General features: G+C 47.6%; 17 protein-coding genes. 5 read left to right on the top strand and 12 right to left on the bottom strand.

Annotation, left to right across the window (positions count from 1 at the left end; all coding sequences use genetic code 11):
• Positions 1 to 24: 24 nt before the first annotated feature.
• The 5 genes from kdsB to Q365_RS0114800 are packed head-to-tail and all read right to left on the bottom strand — an operon-like array spanning position 25 to position 6,083.
• Positions 25 to 777 (bottom strand): 3-deoxy-manno-octulosonate cytidylyltransferase, encoded by a 753-nt coding sequence (kdsB, locus tag Q365_RS0114820; RefSeq protein WP_028024082.1) that lies wholly within the window; start codon positions 775 to 777, stop codon positions 25 to 27.
• Positions 777 to 956, bottom strand: coding sequence for a Trm112 family protein (locus Q365_RS0114815; RefSeq protein ID WP_028024081.1), 180 nt, complete (start codon positions 954 to 956; stop codon positions 777 to 779). The genes kdsB and Q365_RS0114815 overlap by 1 nt, the downstream gene beginning before the upstream one ends.
• On the bottom strand, positions 937 to 1,968 hold the full coding sequence (lpxK, locus tag Q365_RS0114810; RefSeq protein ID WP_028024080.1) for a tetraacyldisaccharide 4'-kinase: 1,032 nt from the start codon (positions 1,966 to 1,968) through the stop codon (positions 937 to 939). Before lpxK ends, Q365_RS0114815 begins: the two co-directional genes overlap by 20 nt.
• A 3-nt stretch (positions 1,969 to 1,971) precedes the next feature.
• Positions 1,972 to 3,726: a lipid A ABC transporter ATP-binding protein/permease MsbA gene (gene msbA, locus Q365_RS0114805; protein ID WP_028024079.1), complete on the bottom strand. Its 1,755-nt coding sequence runs from the start codon at positions 3,724 to 3,726 to the stop codon at positions 1,972 to 1,974.
• Between the two features lie 35 nt (positions 3,727 to 3,761).
• Positions 3,762 to 6,083 carry a DNA internalization-related competence protein ComEC/Rec2 gene (locus Q365_RS0114800; RefSeq protein WP_028024078.1) on the bottom strand — a complete coding sequence of 774 codons (2,322 nt, stop codon included), beginning with the start codon at positions 6,081 to 6,083 and terminating at the stop codon, positions 3,762 to 3,764.
• Between the two features lie 32 nt (positions 6,084 to 6,115).
• Between Q365_RS0114800 and Q365_RS0114795 the strand changes: the two genes are divergently transcribed.
• Complete coding sequence (locus Q365_RS0114795; protein ID WP_028024077.1) at positions 6,116 to 6,667, top strand: DUF2062 domain-containing protein; 552 nt, start codon at positions 6,116 to 6,118, stop codon at positions 6,665 to 6,667.
• A gap of 142 nt (positions 6,668 to 6,809) precedes the next feature.
• Here Q365_RS0114795 and lolE read toward each other — a convergent pair whose 3' ends face one another.
• From lolE to Q365_RS26730, 4 genes are all read right to left on the bottom strand, one after another.
• Positions 6,810 to 8,054 (bottom strand): lipoprotein-releasing ABC transporter permease subunit LolE, encoded by a 1,245-nt coding sequence (gene lolE, locus Q365_RS0114790; RefSeq protein WP_028024076.1) that lies wholly within the window; start codon positions 8,052 to 8,054, stop codon positions 6,810 to 6,812.
• Entirely contained in the window at positions 8,051 to 8,752 is a 702-nt protein-coding gene (gene lolD, locus Q365_RS0114785; protein WP_028024075.1) for a lipoprotein-releasing ABC transporter ATP-binding protein LolD, read from the bottom strand. Before lolD ends, lolE begins: the two co-directional genes overlap by 4 nt.
• On the bottom strand, positions 8,745 to 9,941 hold the full coding sequence (lolC, locus tag Q365_RS0114780; protein WP_028024074.1) for a lipoprotein-releasing ABC transporter permease subunit LolC: 1,197 nt from the start codon (positions 9,939 to 9,941) through the stop codon (positions 8,745 to 8,747). Before lolC ends, lolD begins: the two co-directional genes overlap by 8 nt.
• Before the next feature lie 137 nt (positions 9,942 to 10,078).
• The gene (locus tag Q365_RS26730) at positions 10,079 to 10,243 is read right to left on the bottom strand and encodes a hypothetical protein (protein WP_155859014.1); all 165 of its coding nucleotides are present in this window, start codon (positions 10,241 to 10,243) and stop codon (positions 10,079 to 10,081) included.
• Positions 10,244 to 10,510: 267 nt separating this feature from the next.
• Here Q365_RS26730 and Q365_RS0114770 point away from each other — a divergent pair, with 267 nt between their 5' ends.
• The 4 genes from Q365_RS0114770 (at position 10,511) to Q365_RS0114755 (ending at position 16,126) form a co-directional block, all read left to right on the top strand.
• Positions 10,511 to 11,077: a PilZ domain-containing protein gene (locus tag Q365_RS0114770; protein ID WP_028024073.1), complete on the top strand. Its 567-nt coding sequence runs from the start codon at positions 10,511 to 10,513 to the stop codon at positions 11,075 to 11,077.
• 10 nt (positions 11,078 to 11,087) lie between these two features.
• A complete protein-coding gene (gene mfd / locus Q365_RS0114765) occupies positions 11,088 to 14,552 on the top strand; it encodes a transcription-repair coupling factor (RefSeq protein WP_028024072.1) in 3,465 nt (1,154 codons plus the stop codon).
• A gap of 37 nt (positions 14,553 to 14,589) precedes the next feature.
• Positions 14,590 to 15,402 carry a peptidoglycan binding protein CsiV gene (locus Q365_RS0114760; protein ID WP_028024071.1) on the top strand — a complete coding sequence of 271 codons (813 nt, stop codon included), beginning with the start codon at positions 14,590 to 14,592 and terminating at the stop codon, positions 15,400 to 15,402.
• A 169-nt stretch (positions 15,403 to 15,571) separates the two neighbouring features.
• Entirely contained in the window at positions 15,572 to 16,126 is a 555-nt protein-coding gene (locus Q365_RS0114755) for a GNAT family N-acetyltransferase (protein ID WP_028024070.1), read from the top strand.
• Between the two features lie 126 nt (positions 16,127 to 16,252).
• Here Q365_RS0114755 and Q365_RS0114750 read toward each other — a convergent pair whose 3' ends face one another.
• The 3 genes from Q365_RS0114750 to Q365_RS0114735 form a co-directional block, all read right to left on the bottom strand.
• Positions 16,253 to 17,545 carry an NAD(P)/FAD-dependent oxidoreductase gene (locus Q365_RS0114750; protein ID WP_028024069.1) on the bottom strand — a complete coding sequence of 431 codons (1,293 nt, stop codon included), beginning with the start codon at positions 17,543 to 17,545 and terminating at the stop codon, positions 16,253 to 16,255.
• Between the two features lie 389 nt (positions 17,546 to 17,934).
• Positions 17,935 to 18,477 carry an alpha/beta hydrolase YcfP gene (gene ycfP / locus Q365_RS0114745; RefSeq protein ID WP_028024068.1) on the bottom strand — a complete coding sequence of 181 codons (543 nt, stop codon included), beginning with the start codon at positions 18,475 to 18,477 and terminating at the stop codon, positions 17,935 to 17,937.
• Between the two features lie 262 nt (positions 18,478 to 18,739).
• Positions 18,740 to 19,588, bottom strand: coding sequence for a DUF6279 family lipoprotein (locus tag Q365_RS0114735; RefSeq protein WP_028024067.1), 849 nt, complete (start codon positions 19,586 to 19,588; stop codon positions 18,740 to 18,742).
• Positions 19,589 to 19,639: the final 51 nt, after the last annotated feature.

The following is a 19,639-nucleotide window of genomic DNA, read 5'->3' as shown; positions in this document are numbered from 1 at the left end:
AGCAAATTCTACGCAATAGCTCGTTTAAAGATTGCTAACCAACTGGCGCACAACCTCAAGATCTTCAGGCGTATCCACCCCAGCAGGTGGCACTTCGATAGCCACATCCACATGGATTTTCTCGCCATACCAAAGCACACGCAGTTGCTCTAAGCACTCGATGTGTTCAATCGGGCTTGGTGCCCAGTTGATGTAGGTATTGATAAAGCCAGCACGGTACCCGTAAATGCCGATATGACGTTTCAGGTTGTGGTGAATTTCCATTGGGACTTTGGCAAAATTGTCACGATCCCACGGGATGGTTGCACGGCTAAAATACAGCGCATAACCGTCTTTGTCCGTCACCACTTTCACTGCGTTAGGGTTAAACACTTCGTCAGCATGATCGATGTTAACCGCCAGCGTCGCCATAGGCGCAACACTCTTGGCTAAGTTCTCGGCAACCTGACGAATCACGCTTGGTGGGATCAGTGGCTCATCGCCCTGCACATTCACGATGATCTCATCAGCATCGAGGTTGTATTTCTCGATAACTTCAGCAAGACGTTCAGTGCCTGATTGGTGATCTTCACGAGTCATGCACACTTCGGCACCAAAGCCGTTCGCTGCATCAACAATACGCTGATCATCCGTTGCGATAATCACGTTGTCTGCGCCAGACTTCAGTGCTTGCTCGTAAACCCATTGAATCATCGGCTTTCCGCCGATATCCACTAAGGGTTTTGCAGGCAAACGGCTTGACGCATACCGCGCAGGGATCACCACGGTAAATTTCATTACTTAACCTCTTCAGAAGACAGTTCACGTGCTTCCGGTGTCAGCATGACAGGAATGCCATCACGAATGGGGTAGGCTAACCGGTCAAATTTACAAACCAACTCGTTCTTTTCTTTGTTGTAGTTCAGCTTCCCTTTACACGCAGGGCAAGCGACGATTTCAAGCAGTCGGTGATCCATATCCATCCTTCACTTTCTTAATGGTATTCATTACGTTCGCAGTATCATCCGCATTGAAACTTGCATCAACGGGTAAATACCACCAATTCTCAATTTCTGGTTGCTGTTGTAATAGGGCGCGACATTTGACGGCATCTTTTTCCGTCATCAATAAATGTTCGCCTTGCTCAGCTAACGCCATCAATCTGTCCAATTCAAACGCTTTGTGATCCGCAAAGGGCTCGCAATGAATAGGGTGTTGACCTAATTCATTAAGTGTATTGAAAAAACGTTGAGGGTTGCCTATTCCGGCCATCGCAACGGCATTTGGTAAGCTATTGGCAACGACACGCTGACCCGTTTTCAAATTGACCAACTCATGCGGCAATAAGGCCATACCAATCTCGCCAGGTAGCGCGATATCACCGTTACAGATAATGAAATCAACACTACTTAGACGGTCAACCTGCTCACGCAGTGGCCCAAACGGCATGTAATGACCATTGCCAAAACGACGCTCACCATCCACCACTACAAACTCAAGATCTCTATCTAGTTTATAATGCTGCAACCCATCATCAGTGATGACAATATCAACACCAAGAGGCAGCAAGGCTTTCACTGCCTCACTTCGAACAGGGTCTATAGCAACGGGGGCACCCGTTCTTTGGAAAATCAATACTGGTTCATCGCCGGCCGCATCAGTGGTGGTTGTGTCATCCAATACCAGAGGATACTGCTTTGCATTTCCTCCATAACCACGAGAGACAACCCCAGGGGTCATACCAAGCGCTTGAAGTTGCTCCACCAGCCAAATCACAACTGGCGTTTTGCCATTACCACCAACGGTGATATTACCCACCACGATAACAGGGACTGGCGCTTTGTACGGCTCGCCGCTTTTCGTCAAAAACGCGTTGCGACGCTGTCTGGCAATTGCACCGAACACTTTACTCAACGGCCACAATAGTGGCGCAGCGAGCCAACCTAGCGGGTGGTTTTCAAACCAAATTTTTTCGACCAAACCCGCCAAGCGTTATTCTCCAAATTGAATTCGATGAAGCTGCGCATATGCGCCATCTTTCTCAATCAAGGTAGCATGATTTCCGCGCTCGATAATTTCACCTTCATCGACAACCAAGATCTCATCGGCTTTTTCAATGGTCGATAATCGGTGTGCAATGACCAACACGGTGCGATCTTTTTGCAGTTCATCCAACGCCGATTGAATCGCACGTTCTGATTCGGTATCTAGTGCTGAGGTTGCCTCATCCAAAATCAAAACAGGTGCATTACGCAACAGTGCTCGCGCGATAGCGATACGCTGACGCTGACCACCTGAAAGACTCACACCGTTTTCACCAATAATCGTATCGAAACCGTTATCCATGTTCTGAATAAAGTCAGAGGCGTAAGCCAGCTTAGCAGCTCGCTCTATTTCTTCACGGGTGAACTTCTCTTCTGCCGCGTACGCGATGTTGTTAGCGATGGTGTCGTTAAACAGGTGTACGTTCTGAGAAACTACCGACACGTGATCACGCAAATTACTCAATGTGTAATCTTCAATACGCACGCCATCGATAGTGATACCACCGCTATCGATGTCATAAAAACGGGTCAGCAGATTCGCGATAGTACTTTTACCCGAACCAGAACGCCCCACGAGCGCAAGCGTTTTACCCGCCTCAAGCTCAAAGTTCACCTTATTCAAGGCCGGCGTATCTTTGGTTGGGTAGGTAAACACCACGTCATTGACTTTGATGTCACCCTTCACACGCTCAACTTCATGGCTACCGTTGTCTTTTTCGGTTTCCATTTCCATTAGCTCAAACAAGCTATTACACGCTGCCATACCGCGCTGAAATTGCGAGGTGACGTTAGTCAGCGCTTTCAGTGGGCGCATCAAACCAAACATTGCGCCGAAGACCACGGCGAAAGTACCCGCAGTGAGCTCTGAGCGAATCGCTTCGGTGTTTGCCAGCATCAAGACCGCCACCAGTGCGAATGACGCTATAAGCTGAATAACTGGGTTAGCAATCGCCTGCGCAGACACCAACTTCATGGTTTGTTGGCGCATACCATTGCTGACTTTCTCAAAGCGCTCTTTTTCAACATCTTGACCGCCAAAGCTCAATACCACTTTGTGGCCTTTAAGCATTTGCTCAGAAGAAGACGTCACTGAGCCCATGGCTTCTTGCATGTTGGAGGAGATTTTACGGAAGCGCTTAGATACAAAGCCGATGGCCCACGCCACAACAGGCGCGATAACCAACAGGATCGCCGATAGTTCCCAGCTGTAATAGAACATCAAGGTCATCAGACCAATAATAGATGCACCTTCGCGAACCAGGCTGACCAAAGCGCCACTGGTCGCATTCGCCACTTGTTCAGAGTCGTAGGTAATCCGTGAAAGCAAGGCACCGGAGGATTCTTTATCGAAGAAGCTCACAGGCATCTTCATGAAGTGATTGAACATGCGACGTCGCATTACCATCACAACATTGCCTGACACCCATGAAAGGCCATAGGCGGAAACAAAACTCGAAACACCGCGAACGAGCATTAGGCCGACAAGATAGAACGGCATCATTTTCAGGAAATCGCTATCCACGCTGTCATAGGTAAAGCCTTCATCTAGTAGAGGCTTAATCATGGAGAGCATGAGCGTGTCACTTGCTGCGTTAACAATTAACGCAATGATGGCAACCACCAGTCCTAATTTGTAATTGGCAATGTACGGCCAAAGGGCTTTGAACGTTTCTCGGGTGGTTTTATCTTGGTAATTTGACATTTTATTTGCTTATATTTCTGCAAGTAGCGGGCATTCTACTCTTTTCTTTTGGGGCGTCCAAACATCTTCCGGTACCAAAATGGCTCCAGATCAAGACGTCGACTAAGAATTCGCCAACTTGATAGTGAAAATTGCACACTCACCTGACCATGGCTACCCGTTTCGTACCATGTAATATTTCGTTGTTGATAGCGCGCAACAACGTCTGGGTGTGGCAAGTTCCAAGGTGTGTAACGTCCGGTTGAGGCAATAGCGACTTTTGGCTGTACGCGTTCGATAAACCTAACCGATGAAGATGTTTTGCTGCCATGGTGCGGCACTATCAACACATCAGCGTCAAGTTTGTCTTCGTGTTCCACTAGGAATGACTCCCCTACTCTTGGCACATCCCCGGTCAACATCACGCGATGAATACCATCTGATACAAGCACGACACAGGAATCAGGGTTCCTTGCTTCATCAACAAGCTCTTGAGGATAGAGAGCGCGAAATTGTAAACCTTTCCAGATCCATTGCTCACCACGGTGACAAGGCAGCATATCTGGGTGGTTCTCGCTAATACGCACCCATTGAGGCTCGAAGTTATCGATTGCCCATTCCATCCCGCCAGCATGGTCGTTATCTCGATGACTAAGAATAAGCCCAGCCAAACTACTGCCTCTTGATTGCAAAATGGGCGACACAACACTTTCTGCAATGCTGCCAGATGACCATGCCCCGCCAGTATCATAGAGCACGGCTTCCCCGTCTTTTTCTATCAAAACCGCTAACCCATGCCCGACATCAAGGACGTCGACGGTCCAGTTATTTGGTTCACCACCTCCGCTATCCCACATCAGTAAGATCGCACCTAGCGATCCGAACAGTACTGCAAATCGCCGCAATTTGAGCATCAACCCAAGACAAATCGTCATGACCATCACTAGTAACCAAAGCCACGGCACGTGCTCGATACCCAACCAGCCTGACGAAGCCGTATCTAATGCAAACAGCAAAGGGCGCAATGACCAATCTACAGCCATCCATATCCAGTTGGCTGAGAAAAATGGAGAGAAGAATAAGGCAAAGAGAACCAGAGGCACCGTCACCAAACTAACTAGAGGAACAGCAAATACATTGTAGAAAATTGACGTTATGCTGATGCCACCAAACCATGCCCACATAAATGGCAACATGCCGACGGTAAGCAAACACTGCATCAGAAATAGAAGTTTGAAATAGCGCTTAACCGACCCAATAAACGACCACCTATTCGTAACAGCTTCGGTGCCACGCATTTGATTTTCTAGATTATCACTCTTTGTGCTGTGCCCCATTAATGACATGAGACACAGCACAAACACCGCGCCAAAGGATAACCAAAAGCTCGCGGAAAAGATCGACAAAGGATCAACAACCAACACAACCGAAAGAACAATCAAGAATGTGTTAAATGGGCTGACACTGAAACCTGATTGGCGAATGAGAGAGAACGTGAAGAGTGCAATAAGCGCACGTTGCGCGGTCAAAGAAAAACCCGCCATCCACGCATAACCTAACGCAAAGAGCAGCCCCACCATCGCGGCAACCCAAAGCCCTTGATCATGTCTGAACAACAAAGGCATGATCATTTTAGTGACACTGTAACCAAAGAAGAATGCCAAACCGATGTGTAGCCCTGAAATGGCGAGCAAATGGGCTAGCCCTGAATCTTGAAGTTTTTGCCAATCAGCCTGTTGCAACAAAAAACGCTCACCAAACGCCAACGCGACCAAATATCGAAAGGATGGGTAGTCTCTAATTTCGCTCGTCACTTGGTCGAATATAGACTGTCGATACGATATCGAATCATCGAGTATTTCTGCAGATAACACCGACCCTTTCGCATGAATGTGTCGGGACAGAAAATAGGTCTCGGCATCAAAGCCCGCTTCATTGACTCGGCCATAGGGCTCTCTCAACCTTGCCGTGATATTCCAACGCTGCCCTTGCTTCACAGACTCGTCGCTTCGCCAATAGAGACGTACTCTAAATGTCTCAAAAGTGGTTAATTTGCGTCCATTCACTGTGTCGACATCAAAGATTACACTTGTTTGCCGTTTTTCCTCTGTAAAAAGGCTGCCAACTTTTCCTGCTATGGTAATATTCTGAGCCACTGTCAGAGCGGAAATGGTTTTGAATGTAAACAGTGCCGCAGAGCTGGATGCCACTAGACAGCCAAGGGTGAGACCAATGAAAAACACGGAGACGTGCTTTTTTAAGGCAAGCAAAACGACAAGCACAAGAACTGAGCCCATCGCCAATGTGCTGATTTCTGGAATGTCTGGCCACCATTTGAGCGTGACGATAGCCACCACGATACCCAATAACAATTTCATGAAGGTATCAATTCCGTGTTAAATGAAAATCTATGCCAAGAAAAATAATTAAAAAATTCCTCCCCAGACATGACGTGATCCGCAAACAAAAAGCACTCGCGGTGTTTGGCAATCTGCTTTATGACCCAAACCTGTGGTGTTTGAATCGCCGCTCGGCGTCTGGTGCGTTTGCTGTCGGCTTGTTTATGGCATTCATTCCTCTTCCCAGCCAAATGATCATGGCCGCAGGCCTTGCCATTATGTTTGGGGTGAATCTCCCCCTGTCTGTCGCTTTGGTGTGGATCACTAACCCAGTCACCATGCCCGTCATTTTCTATGGCGCTTACAAAGTCGGTACGTGGATTCTGGGGACACCCAATGTGCACTTTCATTTTGAACTGACATGGGACTTTCTTTTCGGTCAAATGCATCAAATTGGACCACCGTTTTTGCTGGGTAGCTTGGTATGCGCCTTCTTCTTTGCTGCTGTCGGCTACTTTAGTGTTCGCGGTCTTTGGCGCTATTCGGTAGTGAGAAGCTGGCAAAAGCGGCGGTTGCGCTTACCAAAAATCAAAGTGCTGAAAAAGAAAAAGTCAGACAACTAAAAGACATACATACAAAAATACCCCGCTTTTGCGGGGTATTTTTTTCGTATCGAATAAGATGCGAGACGCTAGGTGTTGAACCGATTCTTGGCTGTAACTCTATGAATTATCAACGAGACGTCGTCCGAACTAATACCTAATGTTAACGTGCGCTCAGTACTGTCGCTGGTTGCAACTTACAGGCACGCTGTGCGGGATACCATGTAGCCAGCAAGCTCAAAACAACCGCTGTTGCAGAAACCATGAACACATCACTGTAGTGCAATTCTGTCGGTAAGAAATCGACAAAATAGATGTCACCAGACAGGAAGTCTTGTCCCGTTAGTCGCTCTATACTGCCAACAATGCTAGTGAGATTGAGTGCGATCAAACATCCAGCCACAGATCCCATCACGCTGCCTAACAAACCAGAAAGCAAACCGTGCCACACGAAAATTGAGCGAATTAAGCCATCTTTGGCGCCCATCGTGCGGAGCACTGCCACATCAGCAGCACGGTCTTTCACCGCCATCATCAATGTTGAAACGATATTGAAGCAAGCAACACCAATCACAAGCACCATTACCAAGTACATAATCACACGTACCATCTGAATATCGCGATATAGGAAGCCATATTCCTGCGTCCAGTTCTTGAGGTACACATAGGCTGTTAGTGTTCGGCCTACTTCTCGCACAATGCTTCTTGCGTCGAGAGGATCGGTTAACTTTAACGCGACACCAGAAACCATTCCACCAATGCCCAAGTAAGCTTGTGCGTCCTGTATTGGAATCAAAGCTAAACCATGGTCAACTTGGCCTGCCAAACTAAGAATGCCCGATACTTGAAGACGAATGCGCTTAGGTGCGCGCAATTTAAGATCTGGGTCAGGAGAAGGCACTAATGCCGTTATCCAATCCCCAACATCTACGCCCAAACCATCGGCAATTCCTTTGCCAAGCACTACCGCATTACTTCCCGGCGTAAGCGAAGACCAGCCATCACCCAGCACGTAGTCTTTAATACTACTGACATTAACCTCTTGCGACGCATCAATACCGCGAAGTTGAACAGGCTTTAGGTTCGCGCCTTTCTCAAGCAGTGCAGTCAGAGTGACATAAGGCGCACCCGCCACCACACGGGGGTTCGCGACCGCTGTCTCTTGCATTTCTTCCCATTCGCTAACTGGCGTATTCACACCTTCAAGTTGAGCATGGGGGATCACGGCCAATACGCGATTATTAAGTTCTCGCTCGAAACCATTCATGGCAGACAAACCAACAATAATCACCATGACGCCGACTGAAATACCAATCATTGAGGAAACAGAAATAAACGAAACCAGTTTATTGCGGCTTTTTGCTTTGCTAAATCGACGCCCAATGAACAGCGCTAAAGGTTCGATCATGCTGAAACAACCTCACCTTGTTGTTCCACGAACTGCCCGTCCAACATCGACAGTTGTCGGTCCATTTTGCCAGCCAGTTCTTGATCGTGTGTTACCACCAAAAATGCCGTGTTGAACTCGCGGTTGAGTTCGCGCATCAGGTCATAGATATCAAGCGCGGTCTTATGATCGAGGTTACCTGTAGGTTCATCCGCCAAGACCAGCGCTGGACGATTCACCACTGCACGAGCAATAGCAACACGTTGGCGCTCACCACCAGAAAGTTCTGAAGGACGATGCTCCGCACGATGAGACATGCCCACCGCATCTAAAATTTCCAATGCTCGACGCTTGGCTTCTACTGGTTTTTCCCCGCCAATCATCAGAGGCATTGCCACGTTTTCCAGTGCCGTGAAATCGGCGAGAAGGTGGTGAAATTGGTAAATGAATCCGATATTGCGGTTTCGAAGGGTTGCTTGATCGGATGCGCGCATTTTGATCAGGTCTTTGCCATCAAAATTCACCGAACCTTCAGTTAGCGTATCCAGCGCGCCCAGTACGTGCAGCAAGGTGCTCTTTCCTGATCCAGACGCACCCACTATTGCCACCAGCTCACCTTTATCGATAGAGAAGGACACACCTTTCAACACGTGCGTTGTTAGCTCGCCTTCTTGATAGGTTTTCACAACATTAGAACAGGTAAGTAGCGTATTACTCATAGCGAAGAGCCTCAGCAGGACGAACAGATGCCGCCTTAAATGATGGGAACAAAGTAGCAAGCAGGCTGAGCACAATTGCGCCCACGACGACAGAAAGAACTTGCTCAGTTTTAACAACAACAGGCAAAGCAATGCCGTTACCAAGCAGACTCAAATTGAAAAGATGCATAATTTCATTGATATTCATTGCCAGCGCAGTGCCAAGCAAACCGCCAAGCATCGCACCAATGACACCGCTGCTTGCGCCCTGCACAACAAACAAGGCCACAATACTTTTGTGCCTCATGCCCTGTGTTTTCAATATGGCAACTTCAGCTTGTTTTTCCATGACCACCATAATAAGCGCAGAGATAATATTGAATGCAGCCACCATAATGATCAGGCTCAACATTAACCCCATCATGTTCTTTTCCATTTTCACGGCTTGAAAAAGCTCACCGCGTAGCTCGCGCCAATCTGACCATTCGTACCCCATACCCTCAGCAATTTGCTTAAGGGTTGGCACATCAAAAGGATCGTCAAGAAAGAGTCGCAGGTCTGCAGGTTGTGAACGAGGAAGACGCATTAATCGTGCAACGTCATTGAGGTTGGCATACATAAGTTGGCCATCAACATCCGTTGCAGTGTCATAGATTCCAGCAACCGTAAAATTGCGCTGAGAAGGAATACGACCAACAGGGGTAAATTGGCTCGCACTGGTTATCATCACGCGAACTTTATCGCCCACGGACACATCCAAGTCACGCGCTATCTTCCTGCCTAGCACTAAATGATAAGCACCAGGTTTTAGCATGTCGAATGAGCCACGCACCATAAATTCGCGAATCGGCTCAGTGCTATTAGGCTCAACGCCTAGCAAACGACCAGCGGCAATGGAAATAGGACTTTGTACTACCGCATCAGTGCTTACGATCGGTGCAGTCCCTGTTACGTTATCCCAGTTAGCAATAGTGTTTACATCGGGAGCAAGCTCTGCGTCTCCCGAAATCACCGCTTGCGGCAATACACCTAAGATACGATGTTTTAGCTGACCTTCGAAACCATTCATCACCGACAGCACAGTCACGAGTGCCATGACACCAATGGTGATACCAGCGGTCGACATATAAGATACAAACCGACCAAATTTGTCGCCTGATCGTCCGCGTAAATAACGTAAGCCAATAAACACCGATAAAGGGTGATACATAAATCGAATTCTCAACGAGTCATTTGGACTACGAAAAACATCACTCAGTAGTCCGTTGTTGTTTGTGTATATCCCTAAAGCAAAAATGCTTCACAAGCTCTTAGGGTGAGATGATCGCTTTTGATCGTATCAACTCTTTAAATTGCGTGGGTATCGTGAAAAGCAAGAATACCTTTAAGGTCAGCGGATTGCCATGAATCGCAGCCTCGCCACCAGCGGTTAGGTGCTTTTTCACGCAAATCGTTCCATTCTTCTGACAACACCGCTTTTTCATTCGCTGATACTGTGACGTGCGCTAACACAATACTCCAAGAGATCGCCGTCAGGAATCGCACGCTGACGATGCCCAACGGATGCCCATAAATACATGGGCGCAGCCGTGAGCCGAGAACAGAGAACCAAGAACCAAGAACCAAGAACCTAACTATCTCGTAGCTTTAGTGAATCCCGCGGGTTCACTGACGCACATCTCCATAAACAGGCAAAGAATCAAATGCCTTAAGCACAGAAACATGCATCTTGGGTCAGTTTGGGTATAATCAACAGATTACAACGCATTAGGACACACAATGAGTCAGGACGAATACTTTTCCGTACATGCGCACCTAAAAATCAACGTTGAAGAATTAGGTGATGGCGAGCATGTCCCGTCTGACGTCGCGTTTGGCCGTGAAATCCCCATTGCATTTCGTATTGCTAGCGACTGCAGTGATATTGATGGTAGCGTCGAAAAAGAAATCCATACGTTGCATCACGATCAGGGTCATGCATTGAGCAAATTTCTTACCGCTCAAAATGAAAAGATCAACTTGCTCCTTGGATTTATGTTGTCCCAACAAGATGATCCCAACCTTCGATTTCAAACCGAAACGTTCGGAGCCAGCAGCCTGACATTTATCGCCAAGAAAGCATTCCAGAAGGGACAGCATCTTCGCCTAAAACTCTTTCTTGAGAACCCTCCTTCAGCCATTTACTGCTACGGTACCGTGTACGGATGCAAAGAAAAAAATGGTAAGTTTGCCGTGGGTATTAAATACACTCGCCTTCAAGAAGAAGACAGAGATGTGCTGATCCGTGCTGCTCTTCATCAACAGCAGAAGCTTCTCCGACAACGTGCATTAGAAAGAGATAACTAAGCCCCAAATCATGAAAGATAACGCCTTATTTACCTTGCCTTCGCCGACTAAAGCTGGCGACACACGTGTTATTGCCAATCTCCTTGGCGCTTCACTGCCTCTAACCATTGCCGATATTGCGGATAAGCAACAAAGATTGATGTTGCTAGTTGTCCCTGACAACCAAACTGCGCTTAAGCTTCAGCCAGAAATACAGCAGTTTACAGGGCAACCTTGCCATGTTTTCCCTGATTGGGAGACACTGCCTTACGACAACTTCTCTCCGCACCAAGATATCATCTCTGACCGTATTGCAAGGCTCTATCAGCTCTCAAAGCAAACCGCTGGCATTCTGATCATTCCGGTATCGACATTGCTGCAACGCGTCATGCCGAAGTCCTTCTTGGTTCAGCATGCGTTGATGGTAAAAAAGGGTGATCTGTTATCACTTGAAAAGCTACGTCATCAACTCGAATTGTCTGGCTATCGCCATGTCGATCAAGTTATCCAACACGGTGAATACGCAAGTCGTGGTTCAATTCTTGATCTGTTCCCTATGGGCTCAAACCATCCTTTCCGCATTGATTTCTTCGATGACGAAGTGGATACCATTCGAGAGTTTGACCCAGAAAACCAGCGTTCTACCCAAGAACTCGACCATATCAATTTGCTACCTGCGCACGAGTTCCCAACCGATGACGAAGCCGTCGAGCAATTCCGCGTCCGTTGGCGCGAGCGATTTGAAGCAAGACGTGAACCTGAGTCCATCTATCAGCAAGTCAGCAAGAAAACATGGCCAGCGGGCATTGAGTATTGGCAACCACTGTTCTTTGAACACACAGAAACCCTGTTTGATTATTTGCCAAGCGACACCCTTATACTCGCCAAAGGGGATCTAGAATCTGCCGCTAAGCAGTTTTTGACCGATGCAGAGTATCGCTTCGACCAACGTCGCGTCGATCCGTTGCGTCCCCTACTTCCTCCCATAGAGATTTGGCAGAGCGTTGACGAGTTGTTTTCAGCGTTTAAAGCCTATCCGCGAATCAAACTTCAGATTGATTCAACAGAAGACAAAGCGGGACGACAAAACGCACCGATTACGAATTTGCCTTGCCTCACAGTCAATCAACAACTTAAAGAGCCACTAGGCTCGCTGCGCAAATTCACAGAAGACTTCAAAGGCAAAGTGGTGTTTTCCGTAGAAACGGAAGGACGCCGAGAAGCCATGTTGGATCTTCTCGCTCGCATCAAGATTCGTCCTTTCGTGAGTGCGAACCTCGAAGAGGCGCTCAACGCGCCAACACCTTTCGCCATGGTGGTTGGCCCAGCTGAGCGAGGTTTCGTTTGCGAGAAACCTGCTTTTGCGCTGATTTGTGAAAGCAACTTGCTCGGTGAGCGCGTAATACAGCAACGCCGCCGCGGGGACAAAAAAGCGGCCGTTAACAGCGATACCATGATCCGAAATCTTGCAGAATTGCAGATCGGACAACCCGTGGTTCACCTCGAACATGGCGTGGGTCGCTACCTTGGGCTTCAAACGCTAGAAGCTGGCGGCATTGAAACGGAATACGTCACACTGGAATATCAACAAGGTTCCAAGTTGTATGTTCCAGTCGCATCACTGCACTTGATCAGCCGATACAGTGGCGGTGCAGAAGAAACCGCCCCATTGCACCGTCTTGGTGGCGAAGCATGGGAAAAAGCACGTAAGAAAGCCGCAGAAAAAGTCAGAGACGTGGCTGCTGAACTGCTTGATGTGTATGCCAAGCGAGCGACCAAACCTGGCTTTGCATTTAAGCATGACCGAGAAGCCTACTTGGACTTCTGCTCAAGCTTCCCATTTGAAGAGACCCCAGACCAATCTCAAGCCATCAATGCGGTACTGTCTGACATGTGTCAGCCAATTGCCATGGATCGCTTGGTATGTGGTGACGTGGGCTTTGGTAAAACGGAAGTCGCCATGCGAGCGACTTTCCTATCAGTAAACAACAACAAACAAGTTGCCGTGCTTGTGCCAACCACACTGCTGGCACAGCAGCATTTTGAGAACTTCCGTGACCGATTTGCCAACCAACCGGTTCGCGTTGAAGTGTTGTCTCGATTCAAATCTGCCAAAGAGCAAAAAGCGATTCTCGCTGATTGCGCCGAAGGCAAAATCGACATCCTCATTGGTACACACAAACTGCTGCAAAGCGATGTGAAGTTTGAAGATCTGGGGTTACTGATTGTTGATGAAGAACACCGCTTTGGTGTTCGACAGAAAGAAAAAGTGAAAGCGATGCGAGCGGATGTCGACATTCTAACGCTGACCGCTACCCCTATTCCTCGTACCCTGAATATGGCCATGAGTGGCATGCGCGATTTGTCTATCATCGCCACACCACCGTCACGTCGATTAGCCATCAAGACCTTCGTGCGAGAGCGAGAAGACGCCATGATCCGCGAAGCACTGCTGCGTGAAATCATGCGTGGTGGTCAGGTCTATTTCCTTCACAACGATGTCGACAGTATTGAAAAAGCCGCAGACGAATTGGCAGAGCTTGTGCCAGAAGCCCGCGTGACCGTCGCACACGGACAAATGCGCGAGCGCGAACTCGAGCGCATCATGTCTGATTTCTACCACCAGCGCTTCAATGTTCTGGTGTGTACCACCATTATCGAAACGGGCATCGACGTTCCAACCGCCAATACCATATTGATGAATAGAGCCGATCGCTTAGGCCTTGCTCAACTTCACCAGTTGCGTGGCCGTGTAGGACGCTCACACCACCAAGCTTACGCTTACCTGCTGACTCCTCACCCGAAACGCATGACGAAAGATGCAGTGAAGCGACTTGAGGCCATCTCATCACTAGAAGATCTCGGTGCTGGTTTCACACTTGCCACACATGATCTAGAAATACGTGGTGCGGGTGAACTCTTGGGTGAAGAGCAGAGCGGTCAAATCCACTCTGTGGGTTTCACGCTCTACATGGAAATGCTTGAACAAGCGGTAGAAGCGCTGAAAGAAGGCAAAGAGCCATCATTAGAAGACTTGCTCAACCAGCAAACCGATGTGGAATTACGTCTACCTGCGCTGTTGCCTGATAGCTATATTCCAGACATCAATACTCGCCTGTCGCTATACAAACGTATTGCGGGTACCAAGTCACAAGATGAGATCGAAGAGATCAGGGTCGAGCTGATTGACCGATTTGGTTTATTACCTGATGCCGCATCGAATTTGCTCAAAGTGCAACAGATTAAACTAGATGCAGCGAAACTAGGTGTACGTAAGATCGACGCTCACGACAGAGGGGGTGTGATCGAGTTTAACCAAAACGCCCAAATTGATCCCGGCTTCTTGGTGGGTCTGTTACAATCGCACCCAACTCGATATCGTTTCGATGGACCAACCAAACTGCGAATTGTGGAGTCGCTGACTGATCGCAGAGAAAGGGTTGAGTTCGTTGAGACACTACTGACCCAATTTGCTGACAACCTATTGGTCGCCTGAGTCATTGGCGACAAGATGCTATTAACGGAGTAATGCTTTGAAAAAGCTAATTTTCCTGCTTCTGTGCACCATTAGCTGGCCTTCACTTGCAGAACGTTGGTTTGACGTTGAAGTGATTGTATTTAAACGTAATCAGAACCCTGACAGTGTTCAGGAAAACTGGCCGGACACCCAACCGAACATTAATTTGTCAAATGCGGTCTCTGTTTTCGACTCAGCGACTTTATCAGCTAAAGGGCTTCAAGTTCTGCCAAAAAGTAATTGGCAGCTGAACGCAGAATACAACAGATTGGCGAATCATGCGGGCTTCAAGCCGTTATTGCATACGGCTTGGCGTCAAAATGACGGTAGCAAGAATGCCATGCCAAAACTGCGCTTCACGGCGGGCAAAAACTTTGGTGACGCTTACTACACGGACGGCACCCCAAAAAATATCGCCCTTAATGCTGATAACGCTTATGACAGCAATGAGAAGCAAAGTGGCTCAATGTATGAGCTAGATGGTTTTATTCGCGTTTACGTTCAGCATTACTTGTTTATTGAAACCGACCTCGTGCTGCGTGAGCCTGGTGAGCGAAAAGTGCTGCAAGACGTGAGTGAAGTGCCAGCACCGCTGAGCAACCAACCCATCACTGACATTGAAACTGTTTCAGCGGATGGCTCGGTAGCCAACTTACCCGCAGAGGCGGATACCTTCGCGGGTCTTCAAAAGCTTGAGCGCACTTATGCGGTGGAGAAATATTTGAAGCCTTATGCCTTTGAGCAAAAGCGCAGAATGCGCAGCGGCGAGATCCACTATCTCGACCACCCTTTGATGGGGCTGATTATTCAAGTTACTCGCGTCGAGTAATCGGTATAAACAAGCAACCGGAAGATGCTCAATGTCAGGTTGCTTTGGCATATCAAAACGCCCTCTTTCGAGGGCGTTACTTTTTCAAGCTTGAGTGTCGTCACGCTGAATGGCATTAGGTTTGGATATACTCAATCAATACATCACAAAGAAAGACAACGAATAACCCATGCAAGCTCATTTGGAATTTCAAACAGACCGCCTTCTCCTGCGTGCACTCAATCGCGTAGATGCCATTGCGCTACGCGACGCTATCAGAGACTCCTCTGACACCATTTCACCGTGGTTAGATTGGTGTCATGACGGGTTTGATGACTTAGATTCAGAAGCGTGGATTAATCGTAGCCGTCAAGGGTGGCTGACAGGCACAAGCTATGAGCTTGCCGCATTTGATTTAGAAACCGGAGCGCTCGTTGGCTGTGTGTATATCTCTAGCATCGACAAAGTCGCTAACCTCGCCAATTTGGGGTATTGGATTGCCTCGTGCCACCAAGGTCGAGGGTTTGCGATTGAAACAACAGAAGTGGCAGCAACACTGGCGTTTAGTCACCTACTGCTAACCCGACTTGAGCTTGTTATGGATCCCGCCAATCTCGCCAGCATTCGTATCGCGGAAAAATTAGGCGCAAGCTTTGAATGCAAAGCCAGAAACCGATATATGTATGATGGTGAAGCCAAAGAAGGCTTAGTGTATAGCTTGATTCCATCAGATTTTGGGCTTTAAAACGACGCCAGCAATCCCACAACACCACTCATCAAGATCAAAAAAATCATCAAGATCAAAAAAAGCTGCCAATGGCAGCTTTTTTATGCGTTAACGGGCTAGCCTACTTGCGGCCAACCCACTCCATCAATGAAGTTTCAGCGATGGACGCAACACGCGGTTGATACGGCTAACAAGCATCATTAAGCCCGTTTTAATCACGCCGTGAAGCGCAATTTGGTGCATGCGGTACAACGAAATATACACCACACGCGCCAAACGACCTTCAACCATCATCGATCCGCGAGTCAGGTTACCCATCAAGCTACCCACGGTGGAGAAACGGCTAAGTGATACCAAAGATCCATGGTCTTTATAGACATATGCTTTAAGCTCACGATCAGTCAGTTTCGCAACGATGTTCGAGAAACAGCGGCTCGCCATCTGGTGTGCAGACTGAGCACGAGGTGGAACCATCGAACCATCCGCTTGCTCACATGCTGCACAATCGCCCAGCACAAAGATATCGTCATCACGCGTGGTTTGTAGCGTTGGTTTAACCACAAGCTGATTGATACGGTTAGTTTCCAAACCTGCGATGTCTTTTAGGAAATCAGGGGCTTTGATACCTGCTGCCCACACCATGATTTGCGCATTAATCTTATCGCCATCCTTAGTCACCAAGCCGTCTTCTTCGGCTTTAACGACCATGGTTGCGGTACGCACATTCACGCCCAACTTAATCAATTCTTGCTGTGCCGCACCTGAGATACGAGGAGGCAACGCAGGGAGAATACGCTCACCCGCTTCAACTAACGTCACGTTCAGCTTTGAACTGTCTAAGTCGCGGAAACCATAGTTCTGAAGCTCTTTAATTGCGTTATGCAACTCTGCAGACAGTTCGACACCCGTCGCGCCTGCACCAACAATCGCAATATCAACCGTGCCGTTACCCGATTTAGCATGCAGTTTCAGGAACTCATTGTTCATGTCGTTACGGAAACGACGCGCTTGCTCTGGGCTGTCTAAGAAGATGCAGTTATCACGAACGCCTTCGGTATTGAAGTCATTCGATGTAGAGCCAATTGCCATAACGAGAACGTCATAACTCAGTTCACGCTCAGGCATTAACAGTTCGCCATCTTCTTCGTCGTGCAATGCGGCCAACTGAATGGTTTTGTTCTCACGATCGATATTGGCCAAGCTACCCAGTTGGAAATCAAAATAATGATTACGAGCATGGGCACGATAGCTGATGGCATCAACACCTTCATCCAATGAACCTGTTGCCACTTCGTGCAGCAAAGGCTTCCAAAGATGACTCGCTTTGCGATCAACAAGAGTGACTTGGGCGCGTCCTTTACGTCCAAGCGTGCGACCTAGTTTGGTTGCTAACTCCAAACCACCCGCACCGCCACCGACTACAATAATTTTGGTCACGATTACTTCCTCACCATGAATTTAAAACGAAAAAATGTGCTTCACCCCGCAGCCGAAAATGCGTGATGACAAAATATGTGTGTTCTAACGTGTGTAGGTGATGAGGTAAAACTTGATCGCTAGCGGTAATGTGAAGTCGCAGATGTATCTATTATTTTTTGTGTATCTGCGCTTTTTAGTTTGTTTTTTTGCGCTTAACGTCACGACCAATTTGTAGGTTCTATTATACAGCTCACTTGATCTCAATCAATTTTTATATCTAAAAGTCGCCGCCAATTGCCGTGAAAATGCGCAATCTATCCGTTGTGATCGGGAAAGTGCTCGCTGGAAAATCAACAAAGGACAGCCACGTTATACGCAGGTGTCCTTATCGTGGGGTAGGATGAGAATTACGCTTGTTCTTTAAATGCCTTCATCGCTTGAAGGTGATGGGAAATACTCTTGAATTTGTGTCCTTGAGTTTCATCCCAAACCACATCATAGAACGCACTCAATGCATCTTCTGAGCGCGAATTATCAAGCACCTCATCATTTTTCGATAGAATGACCAAGCAACGACCCGTGTTTTTGACTCGGAAGTCTTCTACACATTTAGTGCCGATATCCGCATATTCTTCAGGTCTGTCTATGCGACCTTCCATGTTTTCTTGTGGGAACAAGTTAGGGTTAAAAACAACCTGCTTTAATCCACTCAAAAAGCCGATACGCTCTGACCAGTAACCACCGAGGCCAACACCGCAAATCAAAGGATGCTTGTCATCTGACATCTCAATTTGCTTGCTGACTTCTTTGAGTAGATGTTGCATGTCATGTTTCGGATGACGCGTGCTGTAACTCAGGAAGCGAACATCAGGATCGATAAACTGAAGTTGCATGACCTTTTCGTGGTTGCCAGGGCTTGTTGAATCAAAGCCATGAAGATAGATAATCACTGAAACTCCCTCTCACACTTGTTTGGCTAACGCCATTATCTTCTAAGTCTGTGTCATGGTGATAACACAATCTATCATGCATTCACACACTTTACTTAAGGTTAAAGAACAAAGCCTCGAAGGGGTCAATAAATTCAACGCGAATTGGTTATGTTCTCAACGACCATGCTCTCACCTGCAATGTTCTCGCCGACCATGTCCTTTGGGAGCGGCATATCATCAATACCATTGGCCGCTGAAGTACGTCGCATAAAATACGTCGCTAAAGCACACCGCTGATGTCGTCACTGTAAGAGGCCAATTTATCACGTAACGCGCGACGCTGTTTTTCACTAAGATGACGATCTAATCGCTGGAGTAATTCATATCGTCGCGCGAGATAAATAGCCATATCAGTTTGGTGCGCGTCACTTTGAAAACGGATAAGTCGAGAGAAATACGCATTAATGCGCTGCTCTAGATCGGGGGCTTTCCGTTCAGTGAGGATCGCTGTTAACTCTGCAACCAAACCATCACGAATGTCATAGAAAACAGGGCGCATCTCAATCTGATATGTTGCCATTTCAGAGAGTTGTAATTGCTGTTTGTCATTCACCGTGTTCACCCAGACTTCCATTCGCTCGACCAATCGCGTTTGACGACGCTCTACCTGATCGTCAGGTGATCCTTCATTTGCCTCTTGAACTCGCTCATCGATGTTTTCTTTGAGGGTGCGAACCCATTGCTCGACTTGCTCGTCACTCAGTGACCGAATCAGATTGGCTAAAGTCGGCGTTAAACCAAAAAGTGACGCTTGGATGGTATCGTTCACTTGCTGGTGGTAGGCCCCTATTTTCGAATAGGACAATGGTGATGCAGTGTCTCGCTCAAGCTGATTGAGCAATGTTTGTATTTTAGGGAGTTCAACTTGCCTGTGCCAAGCATGAAAAGCTTCTAAGTCTTTGTCCAGTTGCGCTTGCTGAGACGATGTCATATCAACATAGTCAGACAAATAGTAGTCAATCCAAAAAGGCAGTGTGTTATAAGCAAATTGGTTAGTGCATGCAGTGAGGGACAAAGCAATGAGGGCAGCAAAAACCACGTTTTTGACCGAATAACTAAGGTGTTTCATCAATGCTCCCTCACTCATAACAATTTTATCGATGAATAAGCGCTACATAGC

Origin of the sequence: Enterovibrio calviensis DSM 14347 (assembly GCF_000621165.1) — a bacterium.
GTDB lineage: Bacteria > Pseudomonadota > Gammaproteobacteria > Enterobacterales > Vibrionaceae > Enterovibrio > Enterovibrio calviensis.
This window is presented reverse-complemented; position numbering and strand designations above follow the sequence as displayed.